15 protein-coding genes are annotated in these 15,728 nt (G+C 70.0%); 7 read left to right on the top strand and 8 right to left on the bottom strand.

The window, feature by feature from the left end:
- The first annotated feature begins 59 nt into the window (after positions 1 to 59).
- Both ACFYV1_RS06160 and ACFYV1_RS06155 read left to right on the top strand, forming a co-directional pair.
- Positions 60 to 809: a transketolase gene (locus tag ACFYV1_RS06160; protein ID WP_389394155.1), complete on the top strand. Its 750-nt coding sequence runs from the start codon at positions 60 to 62 to the stop codon at positions 807 to 809.
- A 97-nt stretch (positions 810 to 906) separates the two neighbouring features.
- A complete protein-coding gene (locus ACFYV1_RS06155; RefSeq protein ID WP_389394154.1) occupies positions 907 to 1,794 on the top strand; it encodes a transketolase family protein in 888 nt (295 codons plus the stop codon).
- Positions 1,795 to 1,858: 64 nt separating this feature from the next.
- On the opposite strand, the gene ACFYV1_RS06150 is transcribed toward ACFYV1_RS06155, so the two are convergent.
- Positions 1,859 to 2,599: a hypothetical protein gene (locus tag ACFYV1_RS06150; RefSeq protein ID WP_389394153.1), complete on the bottom strand. Its 741-nt coding sequence runs from the start codon at positions 2,597 to 2,599 to the stop codon at positions 1,859 to 1,861.
- Positions 2,600 to 2,939: 340 nt separating this feature from the next.
- Here ACFYV1_RS06150 and ACFYV1_RS06145 point away from each other — a divergent pair, with 340 nt between their 5' ends.
- On the top strand, positions 2,940 to 3,455 hold the full coding sequence (locus tag ACFYV1_RS06145) for a DUF2165 domain-containing protein (protein ID WP_389394587.1): 516 nt from the start codon (positions 2,940 to 2,942) through the stop codon (positions 3,453 to 3,455).
- Between the two features lie 34 nt (positions 3,456 to 3,489).
- Here ACFYV1_RS06145 and ACFYV1_RS06140 read toward each other — a convergent pair whose 3' ends face one another.
- Positions 3,490 to 3,855, bottom strand: a complete 366-nt coding sequence (locus ACFYV1_RS06140) for an MmcQ/YjbR family DNA-binding protein (RefSeq protein WP_389394152.1) — start codon at positions 3,853 to 3,855, stop codon at positions 3,490 to 3,492.
- Positions 3,856 to 4,027: 172 nt separating this feature from the next.
- Here ACFYV1_RS06140 and ACFYV1_RS06135 point away from each other — a divergent pair, with 172 nt between their 5' ends.
- Positions 4,028 to 7,474: a ThuA domain-containing protein gene (locus ACFYV1_RS06135; RefSeq protein WP_389394151.1), complete on the top strand. Its 3,447-nt coding sequence runs from the start codon at positions 4,028 to 4,030 to the stop codon at positions 7,472 to 7,474.
- A gap of 15 nt (positions 7,475 to 7,489) precedes the next feature.
- Positions 7,490 to 8,383 (top strand): sugar phosphate isomerase/epimerase family protein, encoded by an 894-nt coding sequence (locus ACFYV1_RS06130; protein WP_389394150.1) that lies wholly within the window; start codon positions 7,490 to 7,492, stop codon positions 8,381 to 8,383.
- Positions 8,384 to 8,582: 199 nt separating this feature from the next.
- Here the strand turns inward: ACFYV1_RS06130 and ACFYV1_RS06125 are convergent, their stop codons facing one another.
- The 3 genes from ACFYV1_RS06125 to ACFYV1_RS06115 are packed head-to-tail and all read right to left on the bottom strand — an operon-like array spanning position 8,583 to position 11,358.
- Positions 8,583 to 9,428, bottom strand: a complete 846-nt coding sequence (locus ACFYV1_RS06125) for an ABC transporter ATP-binding protein (protein WP_389394149.1) — start codon at positions 9,426 to 9,428, stop codon at positions 8,583 to 8,585.
- Positions 9,425 to 10,447: an ABC transporter substrate-binding protein gene (locus tag ACFYV1_RS06120; RefSeq protein ID WP_389394148.1), complete on the bottom strand. Its 1,023-nt coding sequence runs from the start codon at positions 10,445 to 10,447 to the stop codon at positions 9,425 to 9,427. The genes ACFYV1_RS06125 and ACFYV1_RS06120 overlap by 4 nt, the downstream gene beginning before the upstream one ends.
- Before the next feature lie 47 nt (positions 10,448 to 10,494).
- Positions 10,495 to 11,358, bottom strand: coding sequence for an ABC transporter permease (locus ACFYV1_RS06115; RefSeq protein WP_389394147.1), 864 nt, complete (start codon positions 11,356 to 11,358; stop codon positions 10,495 to 10,497).
- A 167-nt stretch (positions 11,359 to 11,525) separates the two neighbouring features.
- On the opposite strand from ACFYV1_RS06115, the gene ACFYV1_RS06110 reads away from it, so the two are divergent.
- Both ACFYV1_RS06110 and ACFYV1_RS06105 read left to right on the top strand, forming a co-directional pair.
- Positions 11,526 to 12,635, top strand: a complete 1,110-nt coding sequence (locus ACFYV1_RS06110) for a LacI family DNA-binding transcriptional regulator (protein WP_389394586.1) — start codon at positions 11,526 to 11,528, stop codon at positions 12,633 to 12,635.
- Positions 12,636 to 12,932: 297 nt separating this feature from the next.
- Positions 12,933 to 14,129 (top strand): acyl-CoA dehydrogenase family protein, encoded by a 1,197-nt coding sequence (locus tag ACFYV1_RS06105; protein WP_389394146.1) that lies wholly within the window; start codon positions 12,933 to 12,935, stop codon positions 14,127 to 14,129.
- A 54-nt stretch (positions 14,130 to 14,183) separates the two neighbouring features.
- Here the strand turns inward: ACFYV1_RS06105 and ACFYV1_RS06100 are convergent, their stop codons facing one another.
- Genes ACFYV1_RS06100 through ACFYV1_RS06090 form a run of 3 tightly spaced genes read right to left on the bottom strand, consistent with a single transcriptional unit; the run spans position 14,184 to position 15,728 of the window.
- Positions 14,184 to 14,750: a GAF domain-containing protein gene (locus tag ACFYV1_RS06100; RefSeq protein WP_389394145.1), complete on the bottom strand. Its 567-nt coding sequence runs from the start codon at positions 14,748 to 14,750 to the stop codon at positions 14,184 to 14,186.
- Complete coding sequence (locus ACFYV1_RS06095; protein WP_389394144.1) at positions 14,747 to 15,379, bottom strand: ATP/GTP-binding protein; 633 nt, start codon at positions 15,377 to 15,379, stop codon at positions 14,747 to 14,749. The genes ACFYV1_RS06100 and ACFYV1_RS06095 overlap by 4 nt, the downstream gene beginning before the upstream one ends.
- Positions 15,357 to 15,728 carry a DUF742 domain-containing protein gene (locus ACFYV1_RS06090; RefSeq protein ID WP_389394143.1) on the bottom strand — a complete coding sequence of 124 codons (372 nt, stop codon included), beginning with the start codon at positions 15,726 to 15,728 and terminating at the stop codon, positions 15,357 to 15,359. The genes ACFYV1_RS06095 and ACFYV1_RS06090 overlap by 23 nt, the downstream gene beginning before the upstream one ends.

The raw sequence follows: 15,728 nt of genomic DNA, 5'->3' as shown, positions 1-15,728 counted from the left end.
CGTATTCACGGACGCGGGGAGTTGACCTCAAGTCCACTTGAGGTCGCACGGTGGTGGACATGACGACGACGGCATCGATCACCGCATCCAGCACCTCCCCGACGACCGCATCCGGCACGCACCCGAACCCGTCAGGCTTCAGGGACCTCGACCGGCTCATGGCCCTGATGACCGGCGACGAGAAGCACGGACCGGCCGCCACCTCGACCCTCGACGCGCTCTGGGTCCTCTACGACCGGGTCCTGCGGGTGACACCGGCGACCGCCGAGGCGCCGGACCGCGACCGGTTCCTGTTGTCCAAGGGCCACGGGCCGATGGCGTACTACGCCGTCCTCGCCGCCAAGGGCTTCTTCCCGCAGGAGTGGCTGCCCGGTTTCGGGTCGTACGACTCGCCGCTCGGCCACCACCCGGACCGGGTCCTCGTGCCGGGCGCCGAGATCGGCAGCGGTTCGCTCGGGCACGGACTGCCGCTGGCGGTCGGCACCGTGCTCGGGCTGCGCGCCCAGGGCCTGACCGATCCACGGGTCTGGGTCCTGATCGGCGACGCCGAGCTCGACGAGGGCAGCAACCACGAGGCCATCGCCCATGCCGGACCCGCCGGCCTGGAGCAGCTGCACACGCTGGTCGTCGACAACTCGTCCGCGACCCACGGCTGGCCCGGCGGAATCGCGTCCCGCTTCGAGGCGGCCGGCTGGTCGGCGCAGACGGTCGACGGCAGGGACCACGAAGCGCTGCACGCCGCCTTCACAGCGCCGCATGCGAGGCGGCCGCGGGCGGTCGTCGCCCGTGTCGAGCCCAAGAACTCCTGATCGTTCCGTTCGCCGCGCCGCTGCCACGTACCCCTACCGACGCCGCCGCCCCGCCCGCCCCGCCCCGCCCCGCCCCGCCCCAGAGGAGATTCCGACCATGGACACCATGCGTGACCGCTTCATCGCCACCACCTCCCGCCTGCTCGACGAGGACCCCCGCCTGGCCCTCGTGCTCGCCGAGATCAGCGCCGCCGGTTTCGAGACCGCGCAGCGCAGGCACCCGGACCGCGTGATCAACGTGGGCATCCGGGAGCAGCTGCTGATCGGCGCCGGTGGCGGCATCGCCCTCACCGGGATGCGGCCGATCATGCACACCTTCGCGAGCTTTCTCGTCGAGCGGCCGTTCGAGCAGGTGAAGCTGGACTTCGGCCACCAGGGCACCGCCGGGGTACTGGTGAGCGCCGGAGCGTCGTACGACTGGCCGGCCGGTGGCTTCACCCACATGTCACCGGGGGACGTGGCGCTGCTGGACACCCTGGACGGATGGACGATCCACGTCCCCGGTCACCCGGACGAGGCCGAGGCACTGCTCCGGCACGCGGCAGCGGCTGACGACCGGGTCTATGTGCGCCTGTCGATGCAGAGCAACAGCGAGGGCCGGGCCGTCGGCGCCGACCGTTTCCTCACCGTGCGCGAGGGCGGCGGCGGGGTTGTGATCGCGGTCGGCCCGATGCTGGACAACGTGCTCGCGGCGACCGCCGGGATGGACGTGACCGTGCTCTACGCGACGACGGTCCGCCCGTTCGACCACAAGGCCGTCCGTGCGGCGGCGGACGGCCGGGCGGACGTGGTGATCGTCGAGCCGTATCTCGAGGGCACGTCGACCGCCGCCGTCAACGACGCGCTGGCGGACGTCCCGCACCGGGTTCTGGGTATCGGCGTGCCCCGGCGCGAGCTGCGCCGTTACGGCACGATCGACGAGCACCTCGCCGCGCACGGCCTGGACCCGGTTTCCCTCAGGGCCCGGATCTCGGCCTTCGTGTGAGGGCGGCGCGACGGCCCGGGGCGCCGGCCTGCAGCGCGACGGCGCCGGTCGCGCTGCTCAGGTGTCACTTCCCGAGCGCCGGGGCGGGGCCCATGACGATGACCGGCTCCTTGTCGGGGTCCAGTGCTCGCAGCAGTTCGCGCATCCGGTCCTCGGTGAGCGAGATGCACGCCTGTGTGGGGCCCTGGTGGTCGACGTGGATCCACACCCCGCTGCCCTTCCCCAGTCCGAGCGGACGCTCCTTGTCGAGGGGACTGGTACCGGGTACGCGGTTGTAGTCGATGGCGATCACGTAGTCGAAGGAGCCTTCGAGGGGCTCTCCGAGAAACCCGGTCCCCGGGGCGACGAACTCCTCGTCCTGGTCGTACGGCAGCCGGGTGCCCGGGTCCGGCGACCGTCCGCCCGCGTCGCCGAGGCCGAAGACGCCGATCGGGGTGCGCAGGTCACCGGCGTGGTGGTCGTCCGTCCAGCCGCGGAGGGCGTTGTGGGCCGGCCACGGACCCGCGACCAGCCGCCAGGAGCGCCGCGCGTCGCGTTCGTAGAGCATGGCCTGCGCGACGTTGGTGTCCGCCGTCCCGCCCGACACGACCAGTGCCTGGCGGGTGCCGTCGGGGATGCGTGCGCGCAAGCCGGGCCCGAGCCCGGGGATCTGACGGGGCGCGTCCAGCGGTTCGGGGCCGGCCTGCGTGACGGGGCTCTTCCCGGCCGCCTGCGGCGCGGGCCGGGCGGCCGTGCAGCCGGTGAGAAGCAGCGCGGCGCAGACCGCCGCGGCCAGCGTGCTCCCGGCGCTCATGGTGACGGGCATGGGGCAGTGTCCTCCGGGCGTCGTGGAAAGGTGCGGCAAATCCGTACCCGCCCGGCTCCCGGAAGCGCTTGCCCGCTTGGCGCACTCACCCGACCGAGGCATCGGGCGACACCTCCCCGGGGAGTGGCCGCCGGCCGTGGGGCGGGGCTCGGGGTTCGTACACGGCGGGAGGTTTCGGGGAGTCGCGGGAGCGAAAGACTGGTCATCGGTGGCTCGGACCGGGACGGGCGCACGAGGGCGGGGAGGCGGCACAGTGGGGGACAACGGTGGGCGCGCGGGCAAGGGCCCGGGCCGGAGCAAGAGTCCGGACCGGAGCAAGAGTCCCTACGGGGGCAAGGGCCTGGACCGAGTACTGCGGCTGGGCACCGTGTCCGTAGCAGCGGCGGCGCTGACGGGGACGGTGGCGGTCTACATGGCCCTGGTCGCGTTCGGCAACATCACCGACTTCGGGACGAACCAGCAGTTCGTCCAGCATGTCCTGGCCATGGACACCACGTTCAAGGACCCGCAGTTGATGTGGCGGGCGATTGAGTCGCCCGCCCTTCAGAACGCCGCCTATGTGGCGATCATCGTCTGGGAGACGCTCTCGGCGGCGGTGCTGCTCCTCGCCACCTGGCTGTACGGCGTGGGACTGCGGCACGGGGACTGCGACCGGGCCCGCCGGGCCGCCTCGATCGGCCTGGTGATGGTGCTGCTGCTGTTCGGGCTGGGCTTCATCGGCATCGGCGGTGAGTGGTTCGCGATGTGGCAGTCCTCCGACTGGAACGGCCTGGACGCGGCGGCTCGCAATGTCGCCCTGGCCGCCTTCACCCTGCTCGTCGTACATCTGCCGGTGCCGCGGCCGGAGAGCCGCTGACAGTCGCCGCTCCGCTTCCCCCCGCCGCCTTGGGTCATCGAGGCGGCGGGGGCAGCTCCGGGTGCGCGTCGAGCAGTTTCCTCGGGGCCGCCTGGCGCCACGAGTCGAGCAGGATCGCGTACAGCTCGGTGTCGTCGTCCAGCGCGTCGAGGCGTACGCGCAGCCAGGCGTAGTTGTCGTCGTGACCCTCGCGCAGGAAGAACTTGGCCGGCTCGGCGGCGATCAGCTCCCCCCGCTCCTCCTTCGGGCACTTCACGCCCATCACCCGGTCGTCGTCGTCCAGGGACGCGAAGATCCGCCCGCCTGACGCCAGCCGGAATGTCGGCATGCCCCAGGCGAGCTTCTCGATCGCACCGGGCAGCGTGAGCGCGATCCTTCGTACGTCGTCGGCTGTGACCATGCCACCACCGTAAGCGCCACCACCGACAATGCCCCGGCAGCGGCGCCAAGTGCCGCGCCACACTGCGCGCTTACGACCCATTGACCCCCTGCGACGGCTGAACCTACGCTGTGCGGCGTATTCAGAAAGCGCTTTCTAAGACCCGCAGCCGGCTACCAGCACCGGGAGCGCCATGAGTCACAGATCCCCCGTCCCCCTCATCACCGCCCTGCTGGCGCTGCTCCTCGGCCTCGGAGTGACACTGTCGCCCCGTGCCGAAGCCGCGCCCTATCGCGTTCTGGTCTTCTCCAAGGTCACCAACTTCCATCACGCCTCGATCCCGGCGGGCATCGAGGCGGTCAAGAAGCTCGGCAGCGAGAACGGCTTCGAGGTGGAGGCCACCGACGACGCCTCGGCGTTCACCGACGAGAACCTGGCGCGGTTCCAGGCGATCGTCTTCAACAACACCAACTCCACCCCCGAGAGCGGCGATCTGCTCGACGCCGCGCAGCGGGCCGCGCTCCAGAAGTACGTCCGCGGCGGCGGCGGCTGGGTCGGCCTGCACGCCGCCTCCGCCAGCGAACGCGACTGGGGCTGGTACGAGGGCCTGGTCGGCGCCATCTTCGACAAGCACCCGGCCGTGCAGACCGGCAGGGTCAAGGTCCTCGACCCGTCCCACCCCTCCACCGAGGGCCTGCCCGAGCTCTGGGAGCGCACGGAGGAGTGGTACAACTGGCGCACCAACCCGACCGGCAAGGTGCACACCCTCGCCCAGATCAAGGTGCGCGACGGAGTCACCGGCCTCGACGAGGGTGTCGACCACCCGTGGTCCTGGTGCCAGAACTACGACGGCGGACGCTCCTGGTTCACGGCCGGCGGCCACGCCGAATCAGCCTTCCAGGAGCCGGACTTCCTGAAGCACCTGCTCGGCGGCATCCAGTGGGCAGCCGGTAACAAACCCGGCGACTGCACGGCGAGCAAGACCGGCGCCTTCCAGCGCACCCCGCTGGCGACCAGCGACCTCGCCGACCCGTTCGAACTGGCCGTGGCACCCGACCGCCGGGTGTTCTTCATCGAGCGCACCGGCAAGGTGAAGGTCATCGACCAGTCGACGCTCAAGGTGACGACCGTCCTCGACTTCGAGTACACGCCCGAGATGACATCGCAGTCCGACGGCCTGCTGGGGCTCGCCCTCGACCCGGACTTCGGCGAGAACAACTGGCTGTATCTGCTGAACTCCGACAAGACCGAGAAGCAGCTCAACGTCTCCCGCTTCACGGTCACCGGCAGCACCGTCGACCCCGCGTCCGAGAAACGGCTGCTGACCGTCCCCACCTTCCGGGGCGAGGGCCGGGCCAACTCCCACATGGCAGGCTCGCTCGCCTTCGACAAGGACGGCAACCTGTACATCGCCACGGGCGACAACACCGACCCGTTCGCGTCCGACGGCTTCACACCGATCGACGAGGGCGAGGGCCGCCGCGCCTGGGACGCCCAGGGCACCTCGGGCAATACGAACGACCTGCGCGGCAAGATCCTGCGCATCACCCCGGCGGACGACGGCACGTACACGGTGCCCGAGGGCAACCTCTTCGCCCCCGGCACCGACAGGACGCGTCCCGAGATCTACGCGATGGGCATGCGCAACCCGTTCCGCATCACCACCGACCCCGTCAGCGGTGCGCTGATGGTCGCCGACTACGGCCCCGACGCCCGCGCCGCCAAACCCGACCGCGGACCGGAGGGCACCGTCGAGTTCATGCGCATCACGAAGGCCGGCAACTTCGGCTGGCCGTACTGCGTCGGTGACAACACCCCGTTCAACGACTACGACTTCCAGACGAAGACGTCGGGCCCGAAGTTCGACTGCGCGAACCCGGTAAACGACTCGCCGAACAACACCGGCCTCTCGGACCTCCCGCCGGCCCAGCCGGCCACCGTCTGGTACGCGTACTCGGCCTCCGCGGAGTTCCCCGAGCTCGGCACCGGTGGCGGCGGCCCGATGGGCGGCCCCGTCTACGACCACGACCCCGACAACACCTACAAGGGCAAGTTCCCGGAGGCGTTCGAGGGAAAGTGGTTCAACTACGAGCTGACCCGCAAGTGGTTCAAGACCTTCTCCTTCCAGCAGCAGGACCAGACCTTCACCGATCCGCGCTTCGAACCGGTGAAGGCGGGTGACCTGCACTCCATCAACCCGGTCTTCGCCGACATGCGGTGGAACCAGCCCTTCGACGCCGACTTCGGACCCGACGGCGCGATGTACGTCATCGACTTCGGGCTCGGCAGCGGCACCGGCCGCGGCGGCAGCAACGAGGGCTCCGGCATCTACCGCATCGACTACGTCGCCGACAACCGGCTGCCGAGCGCCAAGGCGACGGCGACTCCCGACAGCGGTTCGGTGCCGCTGACCGTGCAGTTCTCCAGCGAGGGCTCCGGGCTGCCGGGCGAGCGGCCCGTGACGTACGCATGGGACTTCGACGGCGACGGGACCACCGACTCGACCGAGGCGAACCCGACCCATGTCTACGAGGAGAAGGGCCGCTTCACCGCCCGGCTCACGGTCACCGGACCCGGCGACCTGACGGGCCTCGCCGTCCAGGACATCACCGTCGGCAACACCCGTCCACAGGTCACGATCCAGCAGCCCCCGAACGGAGGGATGTTCAGCTTCGGCGACACCATTCCCTTCACCGTCCGGGTCAGGGACAAGGAGGACGGCACCAGGATCGACTGCTCCCGCGTGGTCGTGCAGTCCCAGCTCGGACACGACTCCCATCTGCACCCGCTGGACAACTACACCGGATGCGCGGGCGAGATCGCGACCGACGCGGGTGACAGCCACGGCCCCGGCCAGAACCTCTACTACGGCATCACCGCCCAGTACGAGGACAAGGCCGCCCCCGGGGTGCCCGCCCTGACCGGGTCCGCCTCGTTGACGCTGCGCACCAACTTCCGTGAGGCGGAGCACATGACGTCCACGGGCGGGGCGCACGACGGAGTCGTGGTCGGCAGCCGCACCGACGCGTCCGGCGGCAAGCGGCTCACCGAGATCGAGCACGGCGACTGGATCAGCTTCGACCCGGTCCATCTCAAGGGCATCGACTCCGTGACCGTGGGAGCCGCGTCCGGCGGCATCGGCGGCACCGTGGAGTTCCGTGCGGGTTCGCCGACCGGCGCACTGCTCGGCAAGGTGACCGTGCCCGGCACAGGCGGCTGGGGCAACGTCGTCTCCCCCACGACCGCACTGGTGGACCCGGGTGGCACGACGAAGCTGTACGCCGTCTTCGGCAATCCGGAGTGGACCGCCGACAAGCCCGACCTGTTCGCCGTGGACTGGCTGCACTTCAACGGGCACGGCGTGGAGAAGCGCCAGGGCGCCAAAGTGACCGTCACGGCCACGCCGGCCACCGGTGACTCGCCACTGGCGGTTCAGCTGTCCGGCCATGTCCGGCTGCCGGAGGGCCGCACCGCCGCCTCGTACCACTGGGACTTCGGCGACAACGCCGCGCCCGCGGGTGAGGAGACCACGAACGCCGCCCACACCTACGCCCGTCCGGGCACGTACACCGCCCGGCTCACGGTCACCGACGACAAGGGTGACACGACCACCGGCTCCGTCCGCATCGACGTCGGCTGAGTGAAGGAGATCCGAATGAACGGCACCAGACGCGCATTCCTCGGCAAGGCCCTCGGCGTCGCCGCCGCTGCCACAGCACTCACGGCGGCCGGTCCGGTCGCGTACGCCGCACAGGCGGCAAACGCGACGGCGGACGGCGCCCGGCGCACCCGCCGCATCCCGCCCGCGGGGATCGGCATGCATCTTTTCACCATGCGGGCCGCGCTGGCCGCGGACTTCAAGGGAACTCTCGCCCGGCTGGCCGGGATCGGGTACGCGACGGTCGGTGTGAGCGGCCGGCACGGCAACAGCGCGGCCGCGATCCGTTCGATGCTCGAAGAGACGCAGCTGCGGGCGGTACTGGAGCACGTCGGCTACGACACCGTACGGGGCAGCGGCCTGCCGCAGGCCCTCGAGGACATACGTACCCTCGGGGCCCGGTGGATCGTCGTACCGAGCCTGCCGGGGGCGATGCACACTCCGGCCGGATTCCGGGAGGCGGCCAGGGAGTTCAACAAGGCGGGGCTCGCGGCCCGCGAGGCGGGGCTCGGCCCGCTGCTGTTCCACAACCACGGCGCGGACCACCAGGTGATCGACGGCGAGAACCTGTACGACATCCTGCTGCGGGAGACCGACCCCGAACTGGTCGGCTTCGAGCTGGACGTCTACTGGGCGGCCAAGGGCGGCGGCAGTGATCCGCAGGACCTGTTCGTGGAGCACCGCCGCCGGTTCCCGGCGCTGCACGTCAAGGACATGGCCCCGGGCGGCGGCTTCGCCGATGTGGGGTCAGGGGTCCTGGACTTCGCGGCCATGTTCGACACGGCGCGCAGCGGTGGTGTGAAGCAGTGGCTGGTGGAGCACGATTCGCCCGCCGACCCGTTCGCCACGGCGCAGAACAGCTACACGTACCTGGCGGGCCTCAGGTACTGAACCGGCGAACCCGGGAGCCCCGCACCGTCCACGGATGGTGCGGGGCTCCTCCGACTCCTCGGGGCCGGCGCCTTCCGGGGTGCGCGGCACAGGCCGAAGCGGCTGAGACCACGGGAGCCGGCCGGGGCACGAAGGAGCCCCGCACCACCCCCCGTGGGTGGTGCGGGGCTCCTTCGCCGAGCAAGCCGTCGCGAGATGTTCAGTCGGCCGCCGAGGCCGCGCCGAGCAGGCCGCGGATGTGGCTGGTGGCGTCCCGGAACTCGGGCCGGCCCATGGTGTCCGTGTAGTCGCGCTCGGCGGGCAGGCCGACCTCGATGACATCGGTGATGGTGCCGGGCCTCGCGCTCATCACGACCACCCGGTCGGCGAGGTAGCAGGCCTCCGAGATGGAGTGGGTGACCAGGAGCACGGTTGTGCCGGTCTCCCGCCAGATCCGGTTGAGTTCGGTGTTCATCTGCTCGCGGGTGAGCGCGTCGAGCGCGCCGAACGGCTCGTCCATGAGCAGCACCGGCGGCTCGTGCAGCAGCGCGCGGCACAGCGCGACGCGTTGCTGCATACCGCCGGAGAGCTCGTGCGGCAGGGAGTCCTCGAAGCCGCGCAGACCGGTCATCTCCATCAGCTCGTCGACCCGCCGGCGCGCGGCTTCCGCGGGCATCTTGCGCATCTCGGCCTGGAGAAGGATGTTGCGGCGCGCGGAGCGCCATTCCAGCAGGGCCGCGCGCTGGAACACGTACCCGATGTCGTGGCGCGGCCCCCGCACCCGCTCGCCGCCCAGCAGCACATCGCCGGTGGACGGCTTCAGCAGGCCCGCGACCAGCTTGAGCAGTGTGGACTTGCCGCATCCGGAGGGGCCGACGATGGCGACGAACTCCCCCATGGGGACCTCGAGTCCGACGTCGGTCAGTGCGGTCACCTCGCGGTTCCTGGAGCGGAAGCGGACGGCGACGTCCTTGAGGGAGACGGCCGCGGTGGCCCCCGGCCGGGTGTCCTGTCTGTCGTTCGTCACGTCCGGCTCCCGCACGGTGGTGTTCCTGGGCATCGTCATCCCTTCATCGCGGTGGCGCTGTCCCAGTACTCGGTGACGGCCTTGGGGCTGTTCACCAGTCCGGCCTCGGCGAAGACGTCGATGGTCTGCTGCCAGTCGGCCTCGGTGTTGATCCCGGGCGCCTTGCCCTGCGTCGCCTCGGTGTGCAGCAGGGTGAGCGTGGTGGCGAACTGCTCGGCCAGCACCTCCTTCGGCGGCAGCTGCTCGCTCGCCCCTTCCATGGAGGCGACGGCAGGCTCGGGCGCCTTCTCCGCGGCGGCGAAGGATTCGCTGACCGCCTTCGCCATGCGCTCCGCGAGGTCCTTCTCGCCGCTGAGGATCTTCTGGCCGGCGATGAGTCCGTTGGAGTAGAAGTTCAGGCCGTTCTCGGAGAAACGGAGGTACGAGACGGGCTTGTTCGCCTTGTTCTGCATGGTCGGGCCCTGGTCGCTGGCGTAGCCGAGCAGGCCGTCGGTCTTGCCGGAGATCACCGCGGCGATCTTGCCTGCCGGGTCGGTGTTCTGGACCTTGACGTCGGACTCTGCGAGGCCGTTCTTCTTCAGGAAGATCGGGAACGTCTTGGAGAGCGCGTCACCGGCGGTGCCCGCGATGGTCCTGCCCTTGAGGTCGGCGGGGCTCTTGATGTTCTGCGACTCGAAGAACTGCACCGAGGACGGTGTGGTCTGCAGGAAGACCCCGAGGCTCTTCACCTTGATGCCCGCGTCGACGCCGGACAGGACGGCGGGCGTGTCGGCCCAGCCGAAGTCGGTCTGCCCGGCGCCGGTCGCCTGCACCGTCTTCTGGGATCCCTGGCCCGCGCGGATCTCGATGTCTATGCCGTGCTTCTCGAAGATCTTCTGCTGCTTGCCGTAGTAGAAGGGGGCGTGCTCGCCGTACGGATACCAGTTGAGTGTCAGCGTCACCTTGTCCAGCTCCTTGCCGGAGGAGCTGGTCGTGGTGCCGGAGCCGTCCTCACCGCAGGCCGTGGCGACCAGGAGCAGCGGTACGAGGCCGGTCAGAAGCAGTCTGCGCGCAGTCATGGCGGGTCCTTCTCGTCGACTGGGGACGGTTTGCCGGGGTGGTGCGATCAGTAGGAGGTGGTGACGCCGGTGTCCCGGCGGCTGGCGTGCCACGGGAGCAGCAGATGTTCGGCGATCTCGACGAGGACGAAGAGGACGACGCCGATCAGGGACATCACGAGCAGGCCGGCGAAGAGCATCGGGGTGTCGAGGTTTCCGTTGGCCTGGAGGATCACGTAGCCGAGGCCCTCGTTGGCGCCGACGAACTCGCCCACGACCGCGCCGGTCACCGCGAGGGTCACGGCGACCTTGAGGCCGGAGAAGAGGTGCGGCAGGGAGGCGGGCATCCTGATCTTCACGAAGGTCTGCCAGGGGCTCGCGCCCATGGTCGAGGAGAGCTGGAGCATCTCCGGGTCGACCGCTTTGAGGCCGGTCACCATGGAGATGACGACGGGGAAGAAGGCGATCAGCACGGCGATGAGGATCTTCGGCGCGATGCCGAAGCCGAGCCACACGACGAACAGCGGCGCGATGGCGATCTTCGGGACGACCTGTGCGAAGAGCAGGATCGGGTACAGCGTCTTCTCGACGGTGGTCGAGTAGACCATGACCACGGCGGCGAACACCCCTACGGCCACGGCGATCACGAAGCCGAGGAGTGTCTCGTAGGTGGTGACCCAGCTGTGCTGCCAGATGTAGTCGGCCTTCCCCGTCAGTACGTCCAGCGTCGCTCCCGGGGAGGGGACGAGATAGGGCTCGACCAGTTCGGCGGCGGCGATCGCCCACCAGACGGCGAAGCAGGCCAGGAGCAGGGCGACCGGCCGCCAGCTCTGTTCCAGCAGGCGCGCGGCCCGCTCCCCCGCGCTCGGCCTCTCCCGCCTGTCGACTCCCGCGACCTTCGCGGGTGATGCCTTGATGGCGCTCTGACTCACGGTCAACTCCTGGATCGGTGCGATGGGGCTGATCGATCCGAGAAAACGCTTTCAGAAAGCGCTTTCTGGTACAGTGTCGCCACGCTAATGACTGCTTCTCCGCATGGTCAATAGGTCGTCCCGAAGTTTCGGGGGGTCGGATGAGTGAACGGGAACCGCAGGCTCATGTGACGCTGGACGCCGTCGCCCGCAGGGCGGGAGTGTCCCTCGCCACGGCATCACGAGCCCTGAACGGCACCACACGGGTACGGGAGGATCTGCGCAGCCGGGTGCGCGCGGCCGCCGACCAGTTGGGCTACATACCCAACGCCCATGCCCAGGCGCTGGCGAGCGCGTCGAGCAACACCGTGGGCGTGATCTGCCACGACGTCGGCGACCCGTACTTCGCCGCCATCGCGGCCGGAGTGATGCGCGCCGCCGCAGAGAAGGACCTGCTGGTCATGCTGGCCAGCACCTTCCGCGAACCGGCCCGCGAGATCGCCTACGTGTCCACGCTGCGCGCCCAGCGGGCCCGCGCCATCCTGCTGATCGGCTCCGGCTTCCAGGACCGCGCCTGGGAGCGGGCACTCGCGGCGGAACTGGACCCGTACGTGCGGGCGGGCGGGCGAGTCGCGGTCGTCAGCCGGCACCGCAGTCTGCGTGTGGACGCCGTGCTGCCCGAGAACCACGGCGGTGCCGCGGCGCTCGCCAGGGCCCTGCTCGACCTCGGACACCGCGAGTTCGCGGTGCTCACCGGTCCCCCGTCGCTGACCACGGTCTCCGACCGGCTCGCCGGTTTCCGTGCGGAACTGGCACTCGCCGGGGTGGCGTTGCCGCCGGAGCGTGTCGTGCGCGGACCGTTCACCCGCGAGGGCGGGTACGCCGCCGCCCGCACGCTGCTCGCCCGCGGCAACAGGCCCACCTGCGTGTTCGCGGTCACCGACGTGATGGCCGTCGGCGCGCTGGCCGCCTTCCGGGAGCAGGGCGTACGGGTGCCGGAGGACATCTCACTGGCGGGGTTCGACGACATCCCTCTCGTACGGGAACTCTCCCCGCCGCTGACGACGGTCGCGCTGCCGCTCACCGCCATGGGGCACGAGGTCATGGCGCTGGCCCTGCGCGAGCCGCGGGGGCCGCGGTCCCGGGTGCTGCGGGTGGGCGGCGAGGTGGTGTTGCGCGCCAGCGTGGCTCCGCCGCCGAGCGGGGCGGCCGTCGCGGAGGGGGGCGTACGCCGGTGCGACGAGAGCCCCGCGCACGCCGAATGCGCCGACCGGAACTCCGCCGCGACGGAGGCCTGACCTCCGGCGGATCAGCATGCCGAGGACATGCCGGCAAAGCCGTTGCCGTTGGCATGTGGCGGGAACACTTAACCGGGGAATGCCGTACGAATGAACCCGACCGGCGGCTACCACGCACAGCTCAAGATCAACCAAACGTCAACGAGGCATATTTCAGCCAAAGTTGACATCGGACTTGTTCCGTTATGAAAGGGTCAACAGGCTGATGTGGTCGGCCTGTTCGGGACGGTTGCACTGCCGATGCACCACCTGCTCGAACAATCGCGCGGGCAGGCGTTTCGCGGAGGGGAGCTCGTGATGGACGGATATTTCGCCGGCCGACTGCACCACAGACTGCGGTCCGAAGTGCGGGATTTCGCCGAGAGAGAGGTGCGGCCACGGATCCCCGACATGGAGTCGGCCCGGTCGGCCCACCGGGAGCTGTCCCTCCTGATCGCACGGCAGGGCTGGCTCGGGGCCACCATCGGCAGCGAGTACGGCGGAATGGCGATGGGCCACCTCGCCAAGACCATCATCATCGAGGAGTTGTCCCGGGTCAGCGGCGCCATGGGCGCGATGGTGCAGGCCTCGCAGCTGGGTGTGGCCAAGATTGTCCATTTCGGCAGTCCGGAGCAGAAGAAGACATGGCTGCCCGCAATTGCCGCCGGAGAGTGCCTGCCGACCATCGCCGTCACCGAGCCGGAGTCGGGCGGTCATGTGCTGGGCATGAGCGCCACAGCGGTGCGGGACGGTGACGATTACCTCCTCAATGGCCGAAAAGTGTACGTCGGAAACAGCCATGTCGGGGACCTCCACGGTGTGGTGGTCAGGACCGGCCCCGGGTCGCACGGACTGACCGCCTTCCTCGTCGAGTCGGACCGGCCGGGGCTGCGGGTGGGTGAGGAGCGGCCGACGATGGGGCTGCACGGCTTCAGTTTCGGCGAGCTGCACTTCGACAACTGCCGCGTACCGGCGGCCAACCGGCTCGGCGACGAGGGTGACGGCCTCTCCGTCGCCTACTCCTCGAGCGTGCTGTACGGCCGGGCCAATCTGACCGCCGTGTCGCTCGGCATCCACCGGGCGCTCCTGGAGGAGACCACCCGGTTCTGTGAGCAGCGGTACCGCTACGGCAAGCCGTTGCACGAACTGCCGTCCGTCAGGCTGAAGCTCGGCACTATGCAGTCACGGCTGATGACGTCCCGGCTCGCCGCCCACCACGCGGTGCACCTGCTGGACGAAGGCATCCCCTGCGACGCGGAACTGATGAACGCCAAGCTGGTGAACGTGGAGGCGGCCATCGACTCGGCCCGCAACGCCATGGAGATCCACGCCGCCGCGGGCCTGTTCACCGACCGGCCCATCGAGCGGTATCTGCGCGACGCCCACCACATGTTCGCACCGGCCGGAACCTCGGACGTGCAGTTGCTGCGGCTGGCGGAGGTGGCGCTGGGGACGTCGAAGGGCCAGTGGTCCCAGCGGCTCTCCGACGAGGTACGGATGGCCGGGGTGGGCTGAGACCCGAACGTGCGACGTCCATGGGGCGCCGGCCGGTGCCCCATGGACGTCGTGTCAGATGCGGGTGTCCTCCCGGCGGTGGATCTGCTCGATCAGCTCCGCCGCGAGGGACTTGATCGTCTCGAGTCCGGCCCGGCCCCACGGCCTCGGCTCGGTGTCGACCACGCAGATGGTGCCCAGCGCGATCCCGGTGCGGTCGATCAGCGGCGCGCCCAGGTAGGAACGGATGCCGATCTCGTCGACGACCGGGTTGCCCGCGAATCGCGGATAGTCGCAGACGTCCTCGAGGACGAGTGCCTTGCGGCGGACGACCACATGCGGGCAGTAGCCGTGGTCGCGGGCCATGAAGCGGCTCACCCCTCCCTGGGCCGCGGCGCCGAGGTCCGAACCGCTGTGGCTGCCCGACGGGGTGTGCAGCCCCGCGAAGAACTGACGGTTCTCGTCGATGAAGTTGACCATGGAGAAGGGTGCTCCGGTCACCTCGGCAAGTTTCCTGGCGAAGTCGTCGAACGCCGCGTCGGGCCGGTCGCCGAAGCCCAGCTCCCGCAGCCGCTCCACCCGCGCGGGCGCCTCGCCGTCGATCGGGGTCAGCAGCAGATGACCGGTGGGGTCGAACGTCATGTCGGTGCTCCATAGCTCGGTGCCGGGCCCGGCACGACGGTGGTTTTGGTGAGCAGGTGCTGGACCAGGGTGACCAGGGCCCCGATGCCCGAACCGGCGACCCGCGCGTCGCACAGCACGACCGGGACCTCCGGTCTGAGGTCGATCGCCGCCCGCACTTCCTGCGGGTCGTAGCGGTACGCGCCGTCGAACTCGTTGACGGCGACGACGAATCCGATGCCGCGCCGCTCGAAGAAGTCGACGGCCGAGAACGAGTCCTCCAGTCTGCGGGTGTCGGCGAGCACGACGGCGCCGAGGGCGCCCTCTGACAGTTCGTCCCACATGAACCAGAAGCGCTCCTGTCCCGGCGTACCGAAGAGGTAGAGCACATGGCGGGCGTCCAGGGTGATGCGGCCGAAGTCCATGGCGACGGTCGTCGTCGTCTTGGCCTCGATGCCGTCCAGGCGGTCCGTCGCGGCGCTGACCTGGGTGAGGAGTTCCTCCGTACTGAGCGGGTCGATCTCGCTGACCGCCCCGACGAAGGTCGTCTTGCCCACTCCGAACCCTCCGGCGACAAGGATCTTCAGCGCTGTGGGGAAGTCGTCGGGGCTCTCTGCGCCGCGGGGGTCAGAGCCGTCGTCGTAGGCCATCGAGCACCGCCTCCAGCAGTGAACGGTCCGTGGATGTGTCATGGCTGCGTGGAGCGCGCGCCGTGACGGCGCCGCAGTCCACCAGGTCGGAGAGGAGCACCTTGGTGACGACGGCCGGGAGCCGCAGATGCGCCGAGATCTCGGCCACGGACGTCGGCCCGTGGCACAGTCCCAGCGCCACGGTGTGCTCCGGACCGAGGTGCACCTGCGGCGCCGCCCCGGTGGCCATGACCATGGACAGCAGGTCCAGCGCGGTCGTGGGGCGGGTGCGGCCGCCGCTCACGGTGTACGGACGGATCAGCCGGCCGGCCGCGTCGTCGAGGAACGGGCTGTCCTTGGGCGAGGGCAT

Source organism: Streptomyces sp. NPDC003023 (genome assembly GCF_042888225.1).
Lineage (GTDB): Bacteria > Actinomycetota > Actinomycetes > Streptomycetales > Streptomycetaceae > Streptomyces.
Note: the sequence above shows the minus strand (reverse complement) of the source record. Positions and strands in the feature narration are given on the sequence as shown.

Excerpts from the sequence above, each read along its gene's own strand:
- ACFYV1_RS06155 (WP_389394154.1), top strand. The coding sequence starts at position 907 with ATGGACACCATGCGTGACCGCTTCATCGCCACCACCTCCCGCCTGCTC.
- ACFYV1_RS06095 (WP_389394144.1), bottom strand. The coding sequence starts at position 15,379 with ATGGCCTACGACGACGGCTCTGACCCCCGCGGCGCAGAGAGCCCCGAC.
- ACFYV1_RS06160 (WP_389394155.1), top strand. The coding sequence starts at position 60 with ATGACGACGACGGCATCGATCACCGCATCCAGCACCTCCCCGACGACC.
- ACFYV1_RS06125 (WP_389394149.1), bottom strand. The coding sequence starts at position 9,428 with ATGACGATGCCCAGGAACACCACCGTGCGGGAGCCGGACGTGACGAAC.
- ACFYV1_RS06150 (WP_389394153.1), bottom strand. The coding sequence starts at position 2,599 with ATGCCCGTCACCATGAGCGCCGGGAGCACGCTGGCCGCGGCGGTCTGC.
- ACFYV1_RS06120 (WP_389394148.1), bottom strand. The coding sequence starts at position 10,447 with ATGACTGCGCGCAGACTGCTTCTGACCGGCCTCGTACCGCTGCTCCTG.
- ACFYV1_RS06140 (WP_389394152.1), bottom strand. The coding sequence starts at position 3,855 with ATGGTCACAGCCGACGACGTACGAAGGATCGCGCTCACGCTGCCCGGT.
- ACFYV1_RS06130 (WP_389394150.1), top strand. The coding sequence starts at position 7,490 with ATGAACGGCACCAGACGCGCATTCCTCGGCAAGGCCCTCGGCGTCGCC.
- ACFYV1_RS06105 (WP_389394146.1), top strand. The coding sequence starts at position 12,933 with ATGGACGGATATTTCGCCGGCCGACTGCACCACAGACTGCGGTCCGAA.
- ACFYV1_RS06090 (WP_389394143.1), bottom strand. The coding sequence starts at position 15,728 with ATGCCCTCGCCCAAGGACAGCCCGTTCCTCGACGACGCGGCCGGCCGG.
- ACFYV1_RS06135 (WP_389394151.1), top strand. The coding sequence starts at position 4,028 with ATGAGTCACAGATCCCCCGTCCCCCTCATCACCGCCCTGCTGGCGCTG.
- ACFYV1_RS06100 (WP_389394145.1), bottom strand. The coding sequence starts at position 14,750 with ATGACGTTCGACCCCACCGGTCATCTGCTGCTGACCCCGATCGACGGC.